Here is an 18,586-nt window from a genome sequence, read left to right as displayed (position 1 = left end):
AGTGGGAGGACCCCGTCCTCAGGCCCCCGTGCAGGGGCCCACCGTGAGGCTGTGAGGGGTGGGGGTTCTTCAGTTCGGGGTCATCGGGGTGGCGAACTGGCGCAGCGGCACCGGCACCGCCCCGAGGGTGCGCAGCAGGGTGAGCTCCCGGCGCAGCATCCGGGACTCCATGGCCAGCCGGCGGCGGGTCGCGGACTCGGCCAGCAGCGCCTGCCGGTCCTCGGTGGTCAGCAGGGCCGCCGAGGCCACCAGGTAGGACAGCCCACGGGCGTCGTCGCTGACCTCCCGCAGCAGGGCCGCGGTGTCGGCGATCCCGGCCGGGGCGGCGTCGTCCTCGGGCACCAGGTCCTCGGAGGTGAGTGCGTCCAGCACCTCGTCGGGCAGCCCGTCGCCCCCGCCCTGGCGGATCGCGACGTCGGCCACGTACCGGGCGAAGAGGTCCCGGACGTTGCCGGCCAGCAGCTCCAGCGAGCCGCGGGCCACGTCGGTGACGACGTCGTCGGGCTCCGGCCCGTGGACCGGGTCCAGGCCGATCAGCCCCTCGGCGTCCCCGGCGGCCTCCTCGGCCGCCTCCTCCTCGTGGAGCCACTCGACGACCGCCCGCAGGTACGTCGGCGGGGCACCGGCGCCGGCGTCGGTGTCCCCGCCGCCGGCGGGCACCGCGTGCTCGTCCAGGTCGGCCGGTGCCAGCACCTCGAGCAGCCGGAACCGCGCATCACCGACCGACACCACCTGGTAGCCGCCGTCGGACTGGGGGGCGACCACCCGCAGCACCGCGGTGCAGCCCACGTCGAACAGGGCCTCGGCGGGTGCGACTCGTTCCACCTCCCAGCCCTGGCGGATCGCCACGACCCCGAACTGGCGCGGCGCCCCCTCCGGCAGCGCGGAGAGGTCGGCGACGAGCTGGCGGTAGCGGGGCTCGAAGATCTGCAGCGGCAGCACGACGCCGGGGAACAGCGGGGTCTCCAAGGGGAACAGCGGGATGACCTCCCGGTCTCCGGTCCCGTCCTCGGCCACGCCGGGAGCCTACGGGCAGCGGGGCCGGTCCACCCGCCGTCTACCGTGGGGTGTTCTCCCGTCGTACCCGGAGGTGCTCCGTGCTGTCCCGCATCGACCTGCGTGGTCCTGCTCTGCCCGGGCCGCGTGAGCTCGCCCAGTTGCTGCCCCGCGCCGGGGTCGACATCGACTCGGTGCTGGACGTCGTCCGGCCCATCTGCGAGGACGTGCGGCTGCGCGGCGCCGAGGCGGTCCGCGAGATCACCGCCCGGCTGGACGGCGTCGACGTCCCCGACCTGGCCGTGCCGCAGGCCGCGCTGGACGAGGCGCTGGCCACCGTCGACCCCGCCGTCCGCGCCGCGCTGGAGGAGTCGATCCGCCGGGTGCGGATCGTGCACGCCGACCAGCGCCGCACCGACGTGACCACCGACGTGGTCCGCGGCGGCACGGTCACCGAGCGCTGGGTGCCGGTGCGTCGGGTCGGGCTCTACGTGCCCGGCGGGCTGGCGCCGCTGCTGAGCTCGGTGGTGATGAACGTCGTCCCGGCGCAGCTGGCCGGGGTCACCTCGATCGCGGTGGCCAGCCCACCGCAGCGGGACAACGGCGGCCTGCCCGACCCCGGGGTGCTGGCGGCGTGCGCGCTGCTGGGCGTCACCGAGGTGTACGCGGTCGGCGGGGCCCAGGCGATCGCCGTCTTCGGCTACGGCGCGGGCCCCTGTGCGCCGGTCGACCTGGTCACCGGGCCGGGCAACGTCTACACGACCGCGGCCAAGCGGCTGCTGCGCGGGCTGATCGGCATCGACTCCGAGGCCGGCCCCACCGAGGTCGCCGTCCTGGCCGACGACACCGCCGACCCGGTGCACGTCGCCGCCGACCTGATCAGCCAGGCCGAGCACGACCCGCTGGCCGGTGCGGTGCTGGTGACCACCAGCGAGGAGCTCGCCGACGCCGTCCTGGACCTGGTGCCCGGCCAGGTGGCCGCCACCAAGCACAGCGACCGGATCACCACCGCCCTCGGCGGCACCCAGTCGGGCATCGTCCTGGTCGACGACCTGGACGCCGGGCTGGCCGTGGTCGACGCCTACGCCGCCGAGCACCTGGAGATCCAGACCCGCGACGCCCGCGAGGTGGCGATGCGGGTGCGCAACGCCGGGGCGGTCTTCGTCGGGCCGTGGGCGCCGGTCTCCCTCGGCGACTACGCCGCCGGCTCCAACCACGTGCTGCCCACCGGCGGCTGCGCCCGGCACTCCAGCGGGCTGAGCGTCCAGTCGTTCCTGCGCGGCATCCACGTCGTGGAGTACGACGAGCAGGCCCTCGCCGAGGTCGCCCCGCACATCGACGCGCTGGCCGGAGCCGAGGACCTGCCGGCGCACGCCGCTGCGGTGCGGGCCCGGCAGCAGTCGCCGTCCCGGTCGTGACGGCGATGGAGGCGCTCCCGTTGCGGCCGGAGCTGCGTGGCCGGTCGCCGTACGGCGCGCCGCAGCCACCGGCCGAGCACCGGCTCAACACCAACGAGAACCCCCACCCGTTGCCCCCGGCGCTGCTGGCGGACCTGCAGGTGGCGCTGGCCGAGGCGGCCAGCGGCCTGAACCGCTACCCCGACCGGGACGCCACGGCGCTGCGGGCCGACCTGGCCGGCTACCTGACCCGGACCAGCGGCGAGCAGGTGGAGCCCGCGCAGGTGTGGGCGGCCAACGGCTCCAACGAGGTGCTCCAGCAGGTGCTGCAGACCTTCGGCGGCGCCGGCCGGACGGCGCTGGGCTTCACGCCGTCCTACTCGATGCACCCGATCCTCAGCGCGGGCACCGGCACCGCCTGGGTCGACGGGCACCGCCGCCCCGACTTCACCATCGACCCGGCGGCGGCTGCCGCCCAGGTGCGCGAGGTGCGGCCCGACGTCGTCTTCGTGACCAGCCCGAACAACCCGACCGGCACCGCGGTCGAGCTGGACACCATCGCCGCGCTGTACGAGGCGACCAGCTACGACGACGGCGCCGGCGTGCTGGTCGTCGACGAGGCCTACACCGAGTTCGCCCGCACCGGCACGGTCTCGGCGCTCTCGCTGCTGCCCGGGCGCCCCAGGCTGATCGTCAGCCGCACGATGAGCAAGGCCTTCGGCATGGCGGGGCTGCGGCTGGGCTACCTGGCCGCCGACGCAGGCGTCGTCGAGGCCCTCCAGCTCGTCCGGCTGCCGTACCACCTCAGCTCCCTGACCCAGGCCGCGGCGCGGGCGGCGCTGGCGCACACCGAGCAGCTGCTGGCCACGGTCGACCTGGTGCGCGCCGAGCGCGACCGGATCGTCGAGGCGCTGCCGGGCATGGGGCTGACCAGCGTGCCCAGCGACGCAAACTTCGTGCTGTTCGGGCACTTCGCCGACGCCGGCGCGGCCTGGCAGGCGCTGCTGGACCGCGGCGTCCTCGTGCGTGACGTCGGCCTGCCCGGCTGGCTGCGGGTCACCGCCGGCACCACCGAGGAGACCGACGCGTTCCTCACCGCGCTGGGTGAGGTCGCACCGGCGCACCGCAGCTCTCTGGGAGGATCGACGGCATGAACCGCACTGCACGGGTCGAACGCACGACCAAGGAGACCAAGCTCGTGGTCGAGGTCGACCTCGACGGCACGGGTGCGGCGGACGTCGCCACCGGCGTCGGGTTCTACGACCACATGCTCACCGCGCTGTCCAAGCACAGCGGCATCGACCTGACCGTCCACGCCGACGGTGACCTGCACATCGACGCCCACCACACGGTCGAGGACGTCGCCATCGCGCTGGGCCAGGCCTTCGCCGAGGCGCTCGGCGACAAGCGCGGCATCACCCGCTACGGCGACGCCACCATCCCGATGGACGAGGTGCTGGTGCAGGCCGCCGTCGACCTCTCCGGCCGGCCGTACTTCGTGCACGCCGAGCCCGAGAACATGACGCCGATGATCGGGGCGGACTACCCGACCAGCCTGACCAAGCACGTGCTGGAGTCCTTCGCGTTCAACGCACGGATCAGCCTGCACGTGCGGGTGCTCTACGCCGGCCGGGACGCCCACCACATCGTCGAGGGCCAGTTCAAGGCCCTGGCCCGCGCGCTGCGCACCGCCGTCGCGCTCGACCCGCGGGTCACCGACGTGCCCTCGACCAAGGGCGCTCTGTGACCTCGTGCCCTCCGGCGGCGTGACCTCGTGACCTTCGGCGTCGCACTCCTGGTCGTCGGCGGGTTCCTGCTCGGCGGCGCGTACAGCATCTTCAAGGCCGACTCCGACACCGACGGGCGGACCGGGGTGCAGGTGGCCTTCGCCGTCGTCCTGCTGGTCGCGGCGCTGCTGGCGACGGCGGCCGGGGTGCTCTACCTGGTGTGAGCGGGGCACGTCCGCCGCGCCCCGTGCCCGGCGCGGACGAGTCCCGCCTCCTCGCGCTGGTCACGGCGAACCCGACGGTGACCGCGGTGCTGGAGCGGGCGCCCACGCTGGGCGTGCCGGACCTGTGGCTGACGGCGGGGGTGCTGTTCCAGTCGGTGTGGAACGGGCTGACCGGCCGTCCCGCCGACGCCGGCGTGCGCGACGCCGACCTCTTCTACTTCGACCCGGACACCTCCTGGGACGCCGAGGACGCCGTCATCCGCCGGGCCGCCGAGCTCTTCGGCGACCTCCCGGTGCCGGTCGAGGTGCGGAACGAGGCCCGGGTGCACCTCTGGTACGCGCAGCGGTTCGGCGGCCCGGCCCCGGCGCCGTTCCGCGACTGCCGCGACGCGATCGACTCCTTCGCGGCCGTCTGCTGCATGGTCGGCGTGCGCGCCGGTGCCGCGGACCCGGAGGTCTACGCGCCGCGGGGGCTGGACGACCTGTTCGGGATGGTCGTGCGGCCGAACCGGCGGCTGGCGCCCCGGCACGTGTACGAGACCAAGGCGGCCCGCTGGCTGGCCGAGTGGCCGCAGCTCACAGTGCTGCCGTGGAACACCGCGGACCCGTCCGGAGCTGGTGGGTAGCGTGGCAGCTGTGAAGAAGGTCGTCGTCCTCGACTACGGGTCGGGCAACCTGCGTTCGGCCGAGCGGGCACTGACCCGGGTCGGCGCGGACGTCACCGTGTCCGCCGACCCGGAGGCCGCCCTGGCGGCCGACGGTCTCGTCGTCCCCGGGGTGGGCGCCTACGCCGCCTGCATGGACGGGCTGCGCGCCGTCGACGGGCCGAAGGTCATCGGCCGCCGGCTGGCCGGCGGGCGTCCGGTGCTCGGCATCTGCGTGGGCATGCAGATCCTGTTCGAGCGGGGCGTCGAGCACGGCCAGGACACCGAGGGCTGCGGGGAGTGGCCCGGCGTCGTGGAGCAGCTGCACGCCCCCGTGCTGCCCCACATGGGCTGGAACACGGTGGAGGCCCCGGAGGGGTCGACGCTGTTCGCCGGCCTGGAGGGGCAGCGCTTCTACTTCGTGCACTCCTACGGGGTGCGGGAGTTCCCGCTCGCCGAGCCCGGTGTCACCGGCCGGCTGACCCCGCCGGCGGTCACCTGGGCTGAGCACGGCGACCGGTTCGTCGCCGGCGTGGAGAACGGGCCGCTGTCGGCGACCCAGTTCCACCCCGAGAAGAGCGGCGACGCCGGCGCCCAGCTGCTCACCAACTGGCTCGCCACCCTCGACTGAGCCTCCCTGGCCCCGCTGCAGGGGCCCGCCGCGAGCTTGCGAGTGGTGGGGGGCAGTGGGGTCCTTCTTCAGCTGCGCAGGTAGCTGGCGCCGTTGACGTCGATGATCGTGCCGGTGGAGAAGCGGGCGCCGGGGGAGGCCAGCCACAGCACCGCGGAGGCGACCTCCGCCGGGTCGGCGACCCGGCCGTAGGGCGACTGCGCGCGGACGGCGTCCCCGCCCGGGCCGTCGAGGACCTCCCGGGCCATCTCCGTCTGCACGAAGCCCGGCGCCACGGTGCCCACCGTGATGCCGTGCGGGGCCAGCGCGAGTGCCATCGACTGGCCGAAGGCGTTGAGCCCCGCCTTGGACGCGCCGTAGGCGGGGTTGGCCGGCTCCCCGCGGAAGGCGCCCCTGCTGGAGACGTTGACCACCGCGCCGCCACCGGCGGCGATCAGGTGCGGCAGCGCGCGGAAGGTCGCGTTGGCCGGGCCGACGAGGTTGACCGCGAGGGTGTGCTGCCAGGCCGCCTGCCACTCGTCGTAGCTGGTCTCCAGCGGCGGGTGGGCGGTGAAGACGCCGGCGTTGTTGACCAGCACGTGCAACCCACCCAGCGCCGCGGCGGCCTCGTCGACCATCCGCCCGACGGCGTCGGGGTCGGTCAGGTCGGCCTGCACCAGCACGTGCCCGTCGCCGGGCAGCTCGGCGAGCACCTGCTCGGCCCGTTCGCGGGACCCACCCCAGTGCACCGCCACCCGGTCGCCCTGGCCGGCGAACGCCAGCGCGATCGCGCGGCCGATGCCGCGGGAGGCGCCAGTCACCAGGACGGCGCGGGAACTCGGGGTCTGCGGGGCCACGGGGGGAGTCAACCAGTCACCAGCTGCCCCGGTGCACGACCTCGTCCAGCCCCCGCCGCCCACGCTTCAGCGACGGCGACCGCTTGTCCTCGCTGCCGGGGTAGCCGACCGAGATGCAGCCGATCGGGGTGTAGGCCGCCGGTACGCCGAACGCCTCGCGGAAGCCGTCGATCCGTTCGGGTGGCACGCCGAAGAAGCAGGCGCCCAGCCCCTCGTCGACCGCGGTGAGCAGCATCAGCAGCGAGGCCATCCCGGTGTCGACGTCCCAGTAGGGCACCGGCCAGCGGGCCTCGTCGCGGTCGGTCCAGCCCTTGTCGGGCTCCGCGTAGCGCTCCAGGTAGGCGGCCTTGTGCGACAGCGGCACGACCAGCAGCGGTGCCCGGCGCATCCGGGTCAGCCAGCCGTCGGGGGCACCGGGCCCGGTGGTCGCCGCCCAGAAGCGGTCCCGTTCCTCCGGCGTCTCCAGCACCAGGAACGCCCAGCCCTGGCTGAACCCGGCCGACGGCGCCCGGATCGCGTGCTCGAGCAGCCGCTCGCGCACCTCGGGGGGCACCGGCCGGTCGGGGTCGTAGTCCCGCACCATGCGCCGGCGGCGGACGACGTCAGCGAACTCCACGGCGTCAGCCTGCCGCACGGCCGCCGCGGGCGGTCAGGCGCTGCGGCCGAGCCGGGCCAGCGCGCGCGTCCGCCGGTCGGCGTCCGCGGGCACGTCCAGGGCCGGACGGCAGACGCCGTCCATGTGGAGGGCGGGTCCGAAGCCGTCGGCGCCGGTCTCGATCCGGTCCAGCTCCTCGTCGGTGAGGCCGGCGTCGGCGCCGACGGCGCGGGCGACGTCCCAGCGGTGCACGACCATGTCCCACACGTAGAACTGGACGAGGGCGGCGCCGACCGTGGTGCGGCCGAAGTGGCCGTCGAACTCCCGGGCGGCGACGGTCTCGTCGGACGCGACGCGGGTGACCCGTTCGGCGTGCCGGCGCCAGGCGAGCGCCGGGTCGGCGGCGACGTCCGGTGCCTCGCCCAGGTCCACGCCGTGCGTGCCGAGGAAGTGCCGCTGGGTGCCGATCAGGTGCCCGACGACGTCGGCGGCGGTCCAGCCGTCGCACGGGGACGGGCGGGACCAGCCGGTCGGGGGCACGGTGTCCAGCAACGCGGTGAGGGGACGGTCGGCTGCGGCGTAGCTCGTGGCGGGAGAGGTCATGCCCGGGAACGTAGGAGCGTGCGGGAGGCTCGGTCTTGATGAAAGCCGACAGCCCGTCCCCGGCCGGGGACGCGACCCCGCGGGACCCCGTCGAGCGTGCCCACCTGAAGGACCCGGGCGACGCCTCGCACGTCATCCACCGGTACCCGGCGGACCCCGCGTTCGACGGGCTGCTGCAACGGTTCTGGATCCCGGTCTGGTCGGTGCCCCCGGGGCAGGAAGCCCCGCAGCGGGTGCTGCAGTACCCGGTGTCCCTCGTCGTCGTGTCCGCCGACTACGCCCGCTTCTACGGCGTGGTCTCCGGGCTGTCCACCACGACGCTGACCGGCACCGGCTGGGCGGTCGGCGTCATGTGCGCACCGGCCGCCGGCTTCCTCGTCGCCGGCGGGCCGATGAGCGACCACACCGACCGGCACGTCGACGTCGCCGAGGTGCTCGGCCCGGCGGGGGAGACCCTGACGGCCCGGGTCCGCGCCGCGATGGCCCCCGACCCGCACGCGCCGGCCGCGCACGCCGCCGCCATGGACGCCTTCGGGGACGCGCTGCGGCCGCTGCTGCCGGTCGACGCCGACGGGGAGCTGGTCAACCGGGTGGTGGCCTACGTGGAGGGCGACCGGGAGGTCCTCCGCGTCGCCCAGGTCTGCGAGCGCTTCGGCCTCTCCGAGCGGGCCCTGCAGCGGCTGGTCCACCGCCGGCTCGGGCTGACCCCGAAGTGGCTGATCCAGCGGAGGCGGCTGCAGGAGGCCGCCGAGCGGCTGCGCGAGGGCCCGGCCGGCCTCGCCGGGGTGGCGGCGTCGCTCGGCTACGCCGACCAGGCCCACCTCACCCGCGACTTCGCCCGGGTCACCGGCGTCCCACCCGGGCAGTTCGCCGCCCGGTACGCGGCCGGCAGCTCGCGCGGGGCCCGGCCGCCCGTCTCCTAGGCTGTGCACGTGCCGAAGCTCCAGCTGCTCCCCGCCGTCGACGTCGCCGACGGCCTCGCCGTCCGCCTGGTCCAGGGGGAGGCCGGCAGCGAGACCTCCTACGGCGACCCGCTCGAGGCGGCCCTGGCCTGGCAGCGCGACGGCGCCGAGTGGGTGCACCTGGTCGACCTGGACGCCGCCTTCGGGCGTGGCTCGAACCGGGAGCTGCTGGCCCGCGTGGTCGGGCAGCTGGACGTCGACGTGGAGCTCTCCGGTGGCATCCGGGACGACGAGTCGCTGGCCGCGGCACTGTCCACCGGCTGCCGCCGGGTCAACCTGGGCACCGCGGCGCTGGAGTCCCCGGAGTGGTGCGCGCGGGCGATCGCCGAGCACGGCGACCGGGTCGCCGTCGGCCTGGACGTGCGCGGCACCCGGCTGGCCGCCCGCGGCTGGACCAAGGAGGGCGGCGAGCTGTACGAGACCCTCGCCCGGCTGGACGCCGAGGGCTGCGCCCGCTACGTGGTCACCGACATCACCAAGGACGGCACGCTGCGCGGCCCGAACCTGGAGCTGCTGCGCGAGGTCTGCGCCGCCACCCCGCGCCCGGTGATCGCCTCCGGGGGCGTCAGCTCGCTGGACGACATCCGCGCGCTGGCCGGGCTGACCGGCATCGGCGTCGAGGGCTCGATCGTCGGCAAGGCGCTCTACGCCGGCCAGTTCACGTTGCCCGAGGCGCTCGCGCTGACCGGGGAGCTGGCATGACCGCGCTCCGGCTGGGCTCGGGAGCCCCCTGGGAGGCGGTGGTCGGCTACAGCCGGGTCGTCGTCGCCGGGGACACCGCGTACGTCAGCGGCACCACGGCGACCGTGGACGGTCAGGTGGCGCACCCCGGAGACGCCGGCGCCCAGACCCGGGTCGCGCTCAGCACCATCGCGCGGGCGCTCGCCGACGCCGGGTTCGCCCTCGGCGACGTCGTCCGCACCCGCGTGTACGTCACCGACATCAGCCGCTGGGAGGAGGTCGGACGCGTGCACGGGGAGTTCTTCGGCGACGTCCGGCCGGCCACCGCGATGGTGCAGGTCGCCGCGCTGATCGACCCCGCGATGCTGGTCGAGGTCGAGGCGGACGCAGTACGGGGTGCGGCGTGAGCCTGGCCGTGCGGGTGATCCCCTGCCTGGACGTCGACGCCGGCCGGGTGGTGAAGGGCGTCAACTTCGTCGACCTGGTCGACGCCGGTGACCCGGTGGAGATGGCCCGGGTCTACGACGCCGAGGGCGCCGACGAGCTGACCTTCCTGGACATCACCGCGAGCTCCGGTGACCGGGAGACGACCTACGACGTCGTCCGGCGCACCGCGGAGAGCGTCTTCATCCCGCTGACCGTCGGGGGTGGGGTGCGCAGCGTCGCCGACGTCGACCGGCTGCTGCGCAACGGCGCGGACAAGATCGCGGTGAACACCGCGGCGGTCACCCGGCCGGAGCTCATCGCCGAGATCGCCGACCGGTTCGGCAACCAGGTGCTCGTGCTGTCCCTGGACGCCCGCCGGGTGCGTGACGGCGCGCGGACCGACTCCGGCTTCGAGGTCACCACCCACGGCGGCCGCCGCGGCACCGGCCGGGACGCCGTGGAGTGGGTGGTGCAGGCCGCGCAGCTGGGCGTCGGTGAGGTGCTGCTGAACTCGATGGACGCCGACGGCACCCGCACCGGCTTCGACACCGACCTGATCTCCGCGGTGCGCCGCGAGGTCACCGTGCCGCTGATCGCCAGCGGGGGAGCGGGCGCGGTCGACCACTTCCCGCCGGCGGTGGCGGCCGGCGCCGACGCGGTCCTGGCGGCCAGCGTCTTCCACTTCGGCCAGCTGCGGGTCGGCGACGTCAAGCAGGGCCTCGCCGCCGCCGGGGTGCCGATCCGGCAGGAGGCCGACCGCCCGCTCGGGTGAGCGGCCGGCTGGCTCGCGGTCAGTCGACGGTGAGGTCCACGCAGGCGACCTCGCGGCGGCCGCTCACCCAGAGCAGCACCTCCAGCGGGGCCCCGGTCACCGTCGTCGTCGGCTCGCCGTCGTGCAGCCGGCGCTCGCTGCCGGCCGAGCCGTCGGGGACGTCGCTGCGCCGCACCAGCAGGCCGGCGGTCGGCCGCTGCGAGGCGCGGCCGCGGGCCAGGACCGGGACGCTCCGCCACAGCTGGTCCTGCACCGTCCGGGGCAGTTCCCGGGGCGCCCACCCGGGCTGGGCCCGCCGGACGTCCTCGTGGTGGATCACCATCTCCGCGGTGTTGACCAGCCGGTCCACCGCCGGCCAGGACGTCGGCACCCACGCCGGCGGCCCGGACCGCAGCTCGTCGACCAGCCGGTCGTAGTCCTGCCGCGCGCGGGCGCGGCCGTGCACCCTGCCGGTCCACCTGGCGAACGGCCCGCCCAGCACGAAGCCCGGCATGGCGTCGGGGCGGCGGTCGCGCACGACCAGGTGGGCGGCCATGTCCTGGGTCGCCCAGCCCTCGCAGCAGGTCGGCCGGTCGGGCCCCAGCTGCTCCAGCAGGTCGGCCAGGGCGGCCCGCTCCGACTGCGACACGGGCACGGCGGAGGTCGGCACGGACCGAGGTTATCGCCGTTGCGGCACCGGGGGCCCGCCGACGAGACCAGCTCGTGACCGGTACCGCGGACCGGTCGTGCCGGGCCGGTGGGCGCCCGGCGGCAATTCCGTTAGGGCGCCTAAGCAACGCGAGTAGGCTGGCCGCATCCACCGCCCGACCCCCTGGAGGACACCTGTGCCGCGCCGCAGAGACGCCGTCGTCCGGCGCGGGCTCCGTCACGTGCGCCGCGCCGTGCGCGAGCAACCGGGCATCTTCGTGCTCGCGTTCCTGGGCAGCAGCCTCTACGGCGGGATGACCGTCGCCAGCGCGTACGTGATCGGCGGGATCACCGACCGGGTGCTGCTGCCGGCCTTCGACGAGGGGGCCACCACCACGGCCGCCCTCACGCTCGCCGCGCTGGCGATCCTGGTCGTCGCCGTCCTCAAGATCATCGGCATCATCGGCCGGCGGCTGTTCGCCGGGATGATGTCCTACCGGCTGCAGGCCGACTACCGCCGCCGGGTCACCGGCCAGTACCTCCGGCTGCCGCTGTCCTGGCACCAGCAGCACCCCACCGGCCAGCTGCTCTCCAACGCCAACTCCGACGTCGAGTCGGCCTGGTTCTTCGTCGCGCCGCTGCCCTTCGCCTGCGGCGCCCTGGTGATGGTCGCCATCACCAGCGTCGCCCTGGTGCTCACCGACCCCCTGCTGGCCCTGGTCGGGCTGGTCGTCTTCCCGCTGGTGTTCGTGATGAACGCCGTCTACAGCCAGGTCATGTCGCCCCGGATGGCCCGCGCCCAGCAGCTCCGGGCCGAGGTCAGCGAGATCGCCCACGAGAGCTTCGACGCCGCCCTCGTGGTCAAGACGCTGGGCCGGGAGACCACCGAGACCACCCGTTTCGCGGCCAAGGCCGACGAGCTGCGCGACGGGCTGATCGCGGTCGGCCGGGTCCGTGGCCTGTTCGACCCGCTGATGGAGGCGCTGCCGAACCTGGGCACCCTGGCCGTCCTGCTGATCGGGGCCCAGCGGGTCGCGGCCGGCGCCGCCGACGCCGGCGACCTGGTCTCCATCGCCTACCTGTTCACCCTGCTGGCGCTGCCGATCCGCGCCATCGGCTGGGTGCTGGCCGACCTGCCCCGGGCGATGGCCGGCTTCGACCGGGTCACCCCCGTGCTGGAGGCCACCGGCGAGATCCCGCACGGCCCCGATGCCGCGCCGTCCGGCGACCAGGGCGCCGTGCTCGCCCTGACCGACGTCGGCTTCCGCTACCCCGGCGCCACCCGGCCGACCCTGGACGGCGTCGGCTTCGAGGTCGGCGCCGGGCGCACGCTCGCCGTCGTCGGCCCGACCGGCGCCGGCAAGTCCACCCTCGTTGGGCTGCTGGTCCGGCTGACCGACCCGGACGCCGGGGCGGTGCAGCTCGACGGCGTCGACCTGCGCACCCTCCGCGAGGGGGAGGTCAGCGACCAGGTCGCCTTCGTCGCCCAGACGACCTTCCTGTTCGACGACACCATCCGCGACAACGTGACCCTGGGCGGGCCCTACACCGACGAGCAGGTCCACGAGGCGCTGCGGATCGCCGCCGCCGACGAGTTCGTCGCCCGGCTCCCCGACGGCCTGGACACCCGGGTCGGGGAGCGCGGCGCCAGCCTCTCCGGTGGCCAGCGGCAGCGGCTCGCGCTGGCCCGTGCCGTCGTCCGCCGGCCCCGGCTGCTGGTCCTGGACGACGCGACCAGCGCCGTCGACCCGTCGGTGGAGGCCCGGATCCTGGACGCGCTGCGCGCCGCCGACCGGCCGGCGACCGTCGTCGTCGTCGCCTACCGGCAGGCCACCATCGCGCTGGCCGACGAGGTGCTCTGGCTGGAGAACGGCCGGCTGGTCGCCCGCGGCACCCACGCCGAGCTGCTCGCCCAGGTGCCCGGCTACGCCCGGCTCGTGCACGCCTACCAGCCCCCCGAGCCCGGCCCGGCCGAGCGTGAGCCGGCGGGGGTGTCGGCGTGAGCGACCAGCCGGTGCTGGCCACCGACCACCGGGCGGAGAGCGCCACCGCCACCCTGCGCCGGGGCCTGCGGATGATGCCGGAGTTTCGGCAGGGCCTGCCCGCCACCTTCGCCCTCGCGCTGCTCGCCACCGCCGGCCGGGTGGTCGTCCCGATCGCGGTGCAGCAGACCCTGGACCGCGGGCTGGGCGCACCCGGTGGCCCGGACATCGACCTGGTCCGGGACCTGGTCGCGCTCTGCGCGCTCGTCGTGGTGGTCACCAGCATCGCCGTCTACCGGATGAACGTGCGGCTGTTCCGCACCACCGAGACGGCGCTGGCCGGCCTGCGGGTCCGGGCGTTCCGGCACGTGCACGACCTGTCGGTGCTGCACCAGCAGGGCCAGCGGCGGGGCTCGCTGGTCTCCCGGGTCACCAGCGACGTCGACCAGCTGTCGGTGTTCATGCAGTGGGGCGGGGTGCTCGGGCTGGTCAGCGTGGGCCAGCTCGTCGTGGCCACCGTCGTCATGGCCGTCTACTCCTGGCAGCTGACCCTGCTGGTGCTGGTCTGCTTCGTCCCGCTGGGCATGGCGGTCAAGTTCTTCGCCCGCCGCCTCGCCGAGGTCTACGGCGTCGTGCGCGAGCGGGTCGGCGACGTGCTGGCCGCCGTGGGCGAGTCGGTCGTCGGCGCCCCCACGGTGCGCGCCTACGGCGTCCGCGCCCGGACGGCGGCCCGCATCGACGGCGCCATCGACCGGCACTACCGCGCCTCGGTGCACGCGCAGAAGGTGACCGCCGGCGTCTACGTCAGCGGGGAGTTCATCGCCGCCGTCGCCAACGCGGCGGTCGTCGTGGTCGGCGTGCTGCTCGGCATCGCCGGGGACATCTCCGCCGGCACCCTGGTCGCCTTCCTGTTCCTGGTCACGCTGTTCGTGGCACCGGTGCAGACCGCCAGCGAGGTGCTCAACGAGGCGCAGAACGCCGTCGCCGGGTTCCGCCGGGTCCTCGACGTGCTCGACACCGAGCCCGACGTGCAGGACCCCGCCGACGGCCGGCCGCTGCCCGACGGCCCGCTGGACGTGCGCTTCGACGACGTCTCGTTCGCCTACGCCGCGGGTGGCGCCAAAGCGCTGGACGGCGTCGACCTGACCATCGCCGCCCGGACCCGGATCGCGATCGTCGGGGAGACCGGTTCGGGCAAGACGACGTTCGCCAAGCTCGTCACCCGGCTGATGGACCCCACCGGTGGCCGGGTCCTGGTCGGCGGCGTGCCGCTGGACCAGGTCGCCTTCGCGTCGCTGCGCGAGCGGGTGGTGATGGTGCCGCAGGACGGCTTCCTGTTCGACGCCTCGGTGGCGGACAACGTGCGCTACGGCCGGCCCGGCCTGACCGACCAGCAGATCGGGGCCGCCTTCGACGAGCTCGGCCTGGGCGACTGGCTGGCCGGGCTGCCCGACGGCGTCGGCACGCCGGTGGGCCAGCGCGGGGAGTCGCTGTCGGCGGGGGAGCGGCAGCTGGTCGCCGTGGCCCGCGCCTACGTGGCCGACCCGGACCTGCTGGTGCTCGACGAGGCCACCAGCGCGGTCGACCCGGCCACCGAGATGCGGCTGACCCGGGCGCTGGACGCGCTCACCAGCGGGCGCACCACGCTGACCATCGCGCACCGGCTGTCCACCGCGGAGCGGGCCGACGAGGTGCTGGTCGTCGACGCCGGCCGGGTGGTCCAGCGCGGCACGCACGCCGAGCTCGTGGACGCCGACGGCCCGTACGCCCGGCTGCACGCCTCCTGGCGGCGCAGCTCCGGCCGGCAGGCCGAGCCGGTCTGACCTCGGCCGTCCCGGCGGGGCGGCCGGGAGCGGCGGCTCGCGGGCTCTAGGTTGCCGGTCGTGCCCGCCGTCGACGTCCCCGTCCGCCGCCGCCCCCCGGTGCCGGTCCTCCTCGCCGTCCCGCTGGCGGTCGCCGCCGCGCTGGCGACCGCCCTGTTCGCCCTGCTCGCCCTGGCGTTCTCCAACGGCCGGTTCGACGGCGGCGGCTGGCTGGTCGTCGCCGTCCCGGTGCTGCTGTCGGTCTGGCTGCTCGTCGGGGCGGTGCTGCTCGTGCTCGGCCGCAGCTGGCTGGCGGTGTTCCTCCCCGCCGCCGCCCTGGCCGGGGTGCTCGGCTGGGTGATCGTCGCGGAGGGGCTGATCGCGGACTCCGACGGGCTGATGCCGCTGATCTGGGCGCTGCCGGCGGGGACGGCGCTGCTGGCCGCGCTGCCCGGCGTCCGGGGCTGGGTCGCCGCCCGTCGGGCTGCCCGGCTGTCCACAGATCGCGGCTGACCACCCCGCTCGCCGGTCGGCGCCCCTAGCGTCCGGAGGGTGACCGACACGGACCAGGACATCCCGGCGACCGCGCTCCTCGCCGGTCTGGCGGGCGGGCTGAGCGCCCTCCCGCTGATCGCGTTGTCAGTGGTCGTCGTCAGCTACGCCCCGGAGCTCGACGGGGTGGAGCGCTGGTCCTGGCCGGTGCTGCTCGCCCTGGCGGTCGCGCACCTGGTCGGCGCCCACCGGTCGACCCGGCGGCGGGGCTACCGGCTGCAGGTGGGGGCCGCGGTGGCCACCCTGGTCGGCTACCCGCTGCTGGTGGTCGCGTCGTCGACAGGCCGGCCCGAGCCGGTGGGCGAGACGGTCCAGGCGCTGGCCCTCGTGCTGGCCGGCCCGCTCCTGGCCCTGCTGCTGGGGTCCTCCGCCGGTGCCCGGCGCTGGGCCGCGGGGCCGGCCGACGAGGCCCCGGGTTGACCGGCCGCCCCGGCCTCGGGTGGCGTCCCGCACCTGTTGGGCATGCCCGACCGGCTCCGGCCGCCGCCACGACCGTCAGCTGCTCGGCGCCGACCGGGGAAGGCGACCGGCTCCGACCGTGGATCGTCAGCCGCTCGGCACCGTCCGCGCGGGCGCTCCGCTGACCACCCCACCGGCGCCGGTCCGGCCGGTGCCGGAACCCGCCGCCGCCGTCCCGGGCCGTCGCTCGCCCCGGCGGCGGATGCCCGGCTAGCGTCCCCGGGGTGGGCAACGACGCTGACGTGATCGTGGTGGGGGCGGGGCTGGCCGGGTTGGTGGCCACCGCCGAGCTGGCCGACGCCGGGAAGCGGGTGCTGCTGCTGGACCAGGAACCGGCCGCCTCCCTCGGTGGGCAGGCGCACTGGTCCTTCGGTGGGCTGTTCCTCGTCGACAGCCCCGAGCAGCGCCGGCTGCGGGTGAAGGACTCCCTGGAGCTGGCCCGGCAGGACTGGCTGGGCACCGCCGGCTTCGACCGCGCGGAGGACCACTGGCCCCGCCAGTGGGCCGAGGCCTACCTGCAGTTCGCCGCGGGGGAGAAGCGTGCCTGGCTGCGTGCGCAGGGCGTCCGGTTCTTCCCGGTCGTGGGCTGGGCCGAGCGCGGCGGGTACACCGCGCTCGGGCACGGCAACTCCGTCCCCCGCTTCCACATCACCTGGGGCACCGGGCCGGGCGTGCTCGCCCCCTTCCTGCGCCGGGTCGCCGCCGCCGCCGCCCGCGGCCTGGTCGACGTCCGGCACCGGCACCGGGTCGACGGCCTCGTGGTCACCGGCGGCGCGGTCACCGGGGTGCGCGGCGCGGTCCTGGAGCCCAGCGACGTGCCGCGCGGTGTCGCCAGCTCCCGCACCGAGGTCGGTGAGTTCGAGTACGCGGCGCAGGCCGTCGTCGTCACCTCCGGCGGCATCGGCGGCAACCACGACCTCGTGCGCAAGAACTGGCCGGCGCGGCTGGGCCCGGTGCCGAAGCGGCTGCTCTCCGGCGTCCCGGCGCACGTCGACGGCCGGATGCTGGAGATCGCCCAGGGCGCCGGGGGCCGGGTGGTCAACCCCGACCGGATGTGGCACTACACCGAGGGCATCGCCAACCACTCACCGATCTGGGCCCACCACGGCATCCGGATCCTCCCCGGCCCCTCCTCGCTGTGGCTCGACGCCACCGGCACCCGGCTGCCGGTGCCGCTGTTCCCCGGCTTCGACACCCTCGGCACGCTCGCGCACATCGGCACGACCGGCCACGAGCACACCTGGTTCCTGCTCACCCAGAAGATCGTGGAGAAGGAGTTCACCCTCTCCGGCTCCGAGCAGAACCCCGACCTGACGGGCAAGGACCTCAAGCTGCTGCTCACCCGGGTGCGCCCGGGCGCGGCCGCCCCGGTGCAGCGGTTCCTGGACGACGGCGAGGACTTCGTCGTCGAGCGCACCCTGCCCGAGCTGGTGGCCGGGATGAACCGGCTCACCGGCGACTCCCCGCACGTCGACCTGGCCACCGTGGAGCGGGAGGTGGTCGCCCGGGACCGGGAGATCGCCAACACCTTCACCAAGGACCTGCAGGTGACGGCGATGCGCCAGGCCCGCACCTTCCTGGGCGACAAGCTGATCCGGGTCGCCGCGCCGCACCGGCTGCTGGACCCCGACGCGGGGCCGCTGATCGCCGTCCGGCTGAACGTGCTGACCCGCAAGTCCCTCGGCGGCCTGGAGACCGACCTGTCCGGCCGGGTGCTGCGGGCCGACGGGGCACCGTTCCCCGGGCTGTACGCGGCCGGGGAGGTCGCCGGGTTCGGCGGCGGGGGGATGCACGGCTACCGCTCGCTGGAGGGCACCTTCCTCGGCGGCTGCATCTTCTCCGGCCGGGTGGCCGGGCGGGCACTGGTGGCGGCGCTGTGACCACGCCCGACTGGGACGCCGTGCCCTACACCGGCCCGCCGTCCTACGGGCCGCCGCAGCAGCCGGGCCACGGCCGGCCGCCGGCCCACGGGGCGCCCGGGCAGCCGGGCCACGGCCCGCCATCGCCCTACGGGTGGCCGGGGCAGGAGCCCGGCCCGCCGTCCTACGGGCCGCCGGGACAGGGACACGGCCACCCCTCCACCTACGGGCCGCCGCCGTGGACCGCTCCGCCGGGATGGCCCCCGCCGCCGGGCTGGGGTCCGCCCGCGTGGGGTCCGCCGGGCTGGGGGCCGCCGCCGGGCTGGGGCGCGCCCCGGGGTCCGGCCCGCCCGGGGACCGTCATCGCCGCCTCGGTGCTCGCGTTCGTCTCGGCGGTGCTGGTGGTGCTCGGCACGATCTACGGGCTGGCGTTCAGCGCGCTGCTCAGCCTCGCCCGGGGGCCCTCGGCCGGGGTCGGCACCTGGACGGCGCTGGCCCAGCTCGCCCTGGTGACGCTGCTGGTCGTCGGCGGGCTGCGGCAGCTGAACGGCGACCGCCGGTGGCTGCTCGCCGCCTGCGCCGTCCAGCTCGCCCTCTGCCTGTACTGGGTGCTCGTGCTCGACGACCTCGCCTCCCGCACCGTCGGGGACGCCCTCGGCTTCGTCCCGCTCCTCTACCTGGCCCTCGCGGGCGCGGCGGCCGGGCTGACCTTCCTGCCCGACGCCCGGGCGTGGGCGCGGCGGGCCGGCCCACCGGCACCGGCGGGGGAGGAGTGGGCCGCAGCAGCGCCCCGGCCCGGGGCCTGACCGGC

At 75.7% G+C, this 18,586-nt stretch carries 21 protein-coding genes; 16 read left to right on the top strand and 5 right to left on the bottom strand.

Annotated elements, in window-relative coordinates; all coding sequences use genetic code 11:
- Nucleotides 1-69: 69 nt before the first annotated feature.
- On the bottom strand, nucleotides 70-1,017 hold the full coding sequence (locus tag FB380_RS20250) for an LON peptidase substrate-binding domain-containing protein (protein ID WP_229682181.1): 948 nt from the start codon (nucleotides 1,015-1,017) through the stop codon (nucleotides 70-72).
- An 80-nt stretch (nucleotides 1,018-1,097) separates the two neighbouring features.
- On the opposite strand from FB380_RS20250, the gene hisD reads away from it, so the two are divergent.
- The 6 genes from hisD to hisH are packed head-to-tail and all read left to right on the top strand — an operon-like array spanning nucleotide 1,098 to nucleotide 5,619.
- Nucleotides 1,098-2,414: a histidinol dehydrogenase gene (gene hisD, locus FB380_RS20245; RefSeq protein WP_166757055.1), complete on the top strand. Its 1,317-nt coding sequence runs from the start codon at nucleotides 1,098-1,100 to the stop codon at nucleotides 2,412-2,414.
- 5 nt (nucleotides 2,415-2,419) lie between these two features.
- Nucleotides 2,420-3,547 (top strand): histidinol-phosphate transaminase, encoded by a 1,128-nt coding sequence (locus FB380_RS20240; RefSeq protein ID WP_166757284.1) that lies wholly within the window; start codon nucleotides 2,420-2,422, stop codon nucleotides 3,545-3,547.
- Nucleotides 3,544-4,140: an imidazoleglycerol-phosphate dehydratase HisB gene (gene hisB, locus FB380_RS20235; protein WP_166757054.1), complete on the top strand. Its 597-nt coding sequence runs from the start codon at nucleotides 3,544-3,546 to the stop codon at nucleotides 4,138-4,140. The genes FB380_RS20240 and hisB overlap by 4 nt, the downstream gene beginning before the upstream one ends.
- Nucleotides 4,141-4,167: 27 nt before the next feature.
- Nucleotides 4,168-4,344 carry a hypothetical protein gene (locus FB380_RS20230; protein WP_166757053.1) on the top strand — a complete coding sequence of 59 codons (177 nt, stop codon included), beginning with the start codon at nucleotides 4,168-4,170 and terminating at the stop codon, nucleotides 4,342-4,344.
- The gene (locus tag FB380_RS20225) at nucleotides 4,341-4,970 is read left to right on the top strand and encodes a nucleotidyltransferase family protein (protein ID WP_208383712.1); all 630 of its coding nucleotides are present in this window, start codon (nucleotides 4,341-4,343) and stop codon (nucleotides 4,968-4,970) included. The genes FB380_RS20230 and FB380_RS20225 overlap by 4 nt, the downstream gene beginning before the upstream one ends.
- Nucleotides 4,971-4,980: 10 nt before the next feature.
- The gene (hisH, locus tag FB380_RS20220) at nucleotides 4,981-5,619 is read left to right on the top strand and encodes an imidazole glycerol phosphate synthase subunit HisH (protein ID WP_166757052.1); all 639 of its coding nucleotides are present in this window, start codon (nucleotides 4,981-4,983) and stop codon (nucleotides 5,617-5,619) included.
- Between the two features lie 68 nt (nucleotides 5,620-5,687).
- Here hisH and FB380_RS20215 read toward each other — a convergent pair whose 3' ends face one another.
- From FB380_RS20215 to FB380_RS20205, 3 genes are read right to left on the bottom strand one after another with little or no spacing between them, the layout of a single operon-like run.
- Nucleotides 5,688-6,455 (bottom strand): SDR family NAD(P)-dependent oxidoreductase, encoded by a 768-nt coding sequence (locus tag FB380_RS20215; protein ID WP_166757051.1) that lies wholly within the window; start codon nucleotides 6,453-6,455, stop codon nucleotides 5,688-5,690.
- A gap of 16 nt (nucleotides 6,456-6,471) precedes the next feature.
- On the bottom strand, nucleotides 6,472-7,071 hold the full coding sequence (locus tag FB380_RS20210) for a nitroreductase family protein (RefSeq protein WP_166757050.1): 600 nt from the start codon (nucleotides 7,069-7,071) through the stop codon (nucleotides 6,472-6,474).
- A 33-nt stretch (nucleotides 7,072-7,104) separates the two neighbouring features.
- Nucleotides 7,105-7,653 carry a TIGR03086 family metal-binding protein gene (locus FB380_RS20205; RefSeq protein WP_166757049.1) on the bottom strand — a complete coding sequence of 183 codons (549 nt, stop codon included), beginning with the start codon at nucleotides 7,651-7,653 and terminating at the stop codon, nucleotides 7,105-7,107.
- A 38-nt stretch (nucleotides 7,654-7,691) separates the two neighbouring features.
- On the opposite strand from FB380_RS20205, the gene FB380_RS20200 reads away from it, so the two are divergent.
- Genes FB380_RS20200 through hisF form a run of 4 tightly spaced genes read left to right on the top strand, consistent with a single transcriptional unit; the run spans nucleotide 7,692 to nucleotide 10,494 of the window.
- Nucleotides 7,692-8,576 (top strand): helix-turn-helix domain-containing protein, encoded by an 885-nt coding sequence (locus tag FB380_RS20200; RefSeq protein WP_166757048.1) that lies wholly within the window; start codon nucleotides 7,692-7,694, stop codon nucleotides 8,574-8,576.
- 9 nt (nucleotides 8,577-8,585) lie between these two features.
- Complete coding sequence (priA, locus tag FB380_RS20195; RefSeq protein WP_166757047.1) at nucleotides 8,586-9,317, top strand: bifunctional 1-(5-phosphoribosyl)-5-((5-phosphoribosylamino)methylideneamino)imidazole-4-carboxamide isomerase/phosphoribosylanthranilate isomerase PriA; 732 nt, start codon at nucleotides 8,586-8,588, stop codon at nucleotides 9,315-9,317.
- Complete coding sequence (locus FB380_RS20190; protein WP_166757046.1) at nucleotides 9,314-9,703, top strand: RidA family protein; 390 nt, start codon at nucleotides 9,314-9,316, stop codon at nucleotides 9,701-9,703. Before priA ends, FB380_RS20190 begins: the two co-directional genes overlap by 4 nt.
- A complete protein-coding gene (gene hisF, locus FB380_RS20185; RefSeq protein WP_166757045.1) occupies nucleotides 9,700-10,494 on the top strand; it encodes an imidazole glycerol phosphate synthase subunit HisF in 795 nt (264 codons plus the stop codon). The genes FB380_RS20190 and hisF overlap by 4 nt, the downstream gene beginning before the upstream one ends.
- Nucleotides 10,495-10,513: 19 nt before the next feature.
- On the opposite strand, the gene FB380_RS20180 is transcribed toward hisF, so the two are convergent.
- Nucleotides 10,514-11,143: a TIGR03085 family metal-binding protein gene (locus tag FB380_RS20180; protein WP_166757044.1), complete on the bottom strand. Its 630-nt coding sequence runs from the start codon at nucleotides 11,141-11,143 to the stop codon at nucleotides 10,514-10,516.
- A gap of 232 nt (nucleotides 11,144-11,375) precedes the next feature.
- Between FB380_RS20180 and FB380_RS20175 the strand changes: the two genes are divergently transcribed.
- The 6 genes from FB380_RS20175 (at nucleotide 11,376) to FB380_RS20150 (ending at nucleotide 18,581) form a co-directional block, all read left to right on the top strand.
- Nucleotides 11,376-13,124, top strand: coding sequence for an ABC transporter ATP-binding protein (locus FB380_RS20175; RefSeq protein WP_229682180.1), 1,749 nt, complete (start codon nucleotides 11,376-11,378; stop codon nucleotides 13,122-13,124).
- Nucleotides 13,121-14,926, top strand: coding sequence for an ABC transporter ATP-binding protein (locus FB380_RS20170; RefSeq protein ID WP_229682179.1), 1,806 nt, complete (start codon nucleotides 13,121-13,123; stop codon nucleotides 14,924-14,926). Before FB380_RS20175 ends, FB380_RS20170 begins: the two co-directional genes overlap by 4 nt.
- Nucleotides 14,927-14,986: 60 nt before the next feature.
- A complete protein-coding gene (locus FB380_RS20165) occupies nucleotides 14,987-15,418 on the top strand; it encodes a hypothetical protein (protein ID WP_166757042.1) in 432 nt (143 codons plus the stop codon).
- Between the two features lie 39 nt (nucleotides 15,419-15,457).
- On the top strand, nucleotides 15,458-15,877 hold the full coding sequence (locus FB380_RS20160; RefSeq protein WP_166757041.1) for a hypothetical protein: 420 nt from the start codon (nucleotides 15,458-15,460) through the stop codon (nucleotides 15,875-15,877).
- A 263-nt stretch (nucleotides 15,878-16,140) separates the two neighbouring features.
- A complete protein-coding gene (locus tag FB380_RS20155) occupies nucleotides 16,141-17,796 on the top strand; it encodes an FAD-binding dehydrogenase (protein ID WP_166757040.1) in 1,656 nt (551 codons plus the stop codon).
- A 353-nt stretch (nucleotides 17,797-18,149) separates the two neighbouring features.
- Nucleotides 18,150-18,581 carry a hypothetical protein gene (locus FB380_RS20150; protein WP_166757039.1) on the top strand — a complete coding sequence of 144 codons (432 nt, stop codon included), beginning with the start codon at nucleotides 18,150-18,152 and terminating at the stop codon, nucleotides 18,579-18,581.
- Nucleotides 18,582-18,586: the final 5 nt, after the last annotated feature.

The sequence above is a fragment of the Modestobacter marinus genome, assembly GCF_011758655.1.
Taxonomy (GTDB): domain Bacteria; phylum Actinomycetota; class Actinomycetes; order Mycobacteriales; family Geodermatophilaceae; genus Modestobacter; species Modestobacter marinus.
The sequence above is the reverse complement of the archived record's forward strand: the minus strand, read 5'-3'. Positions and strand labels throughout refer to the sequence as shown.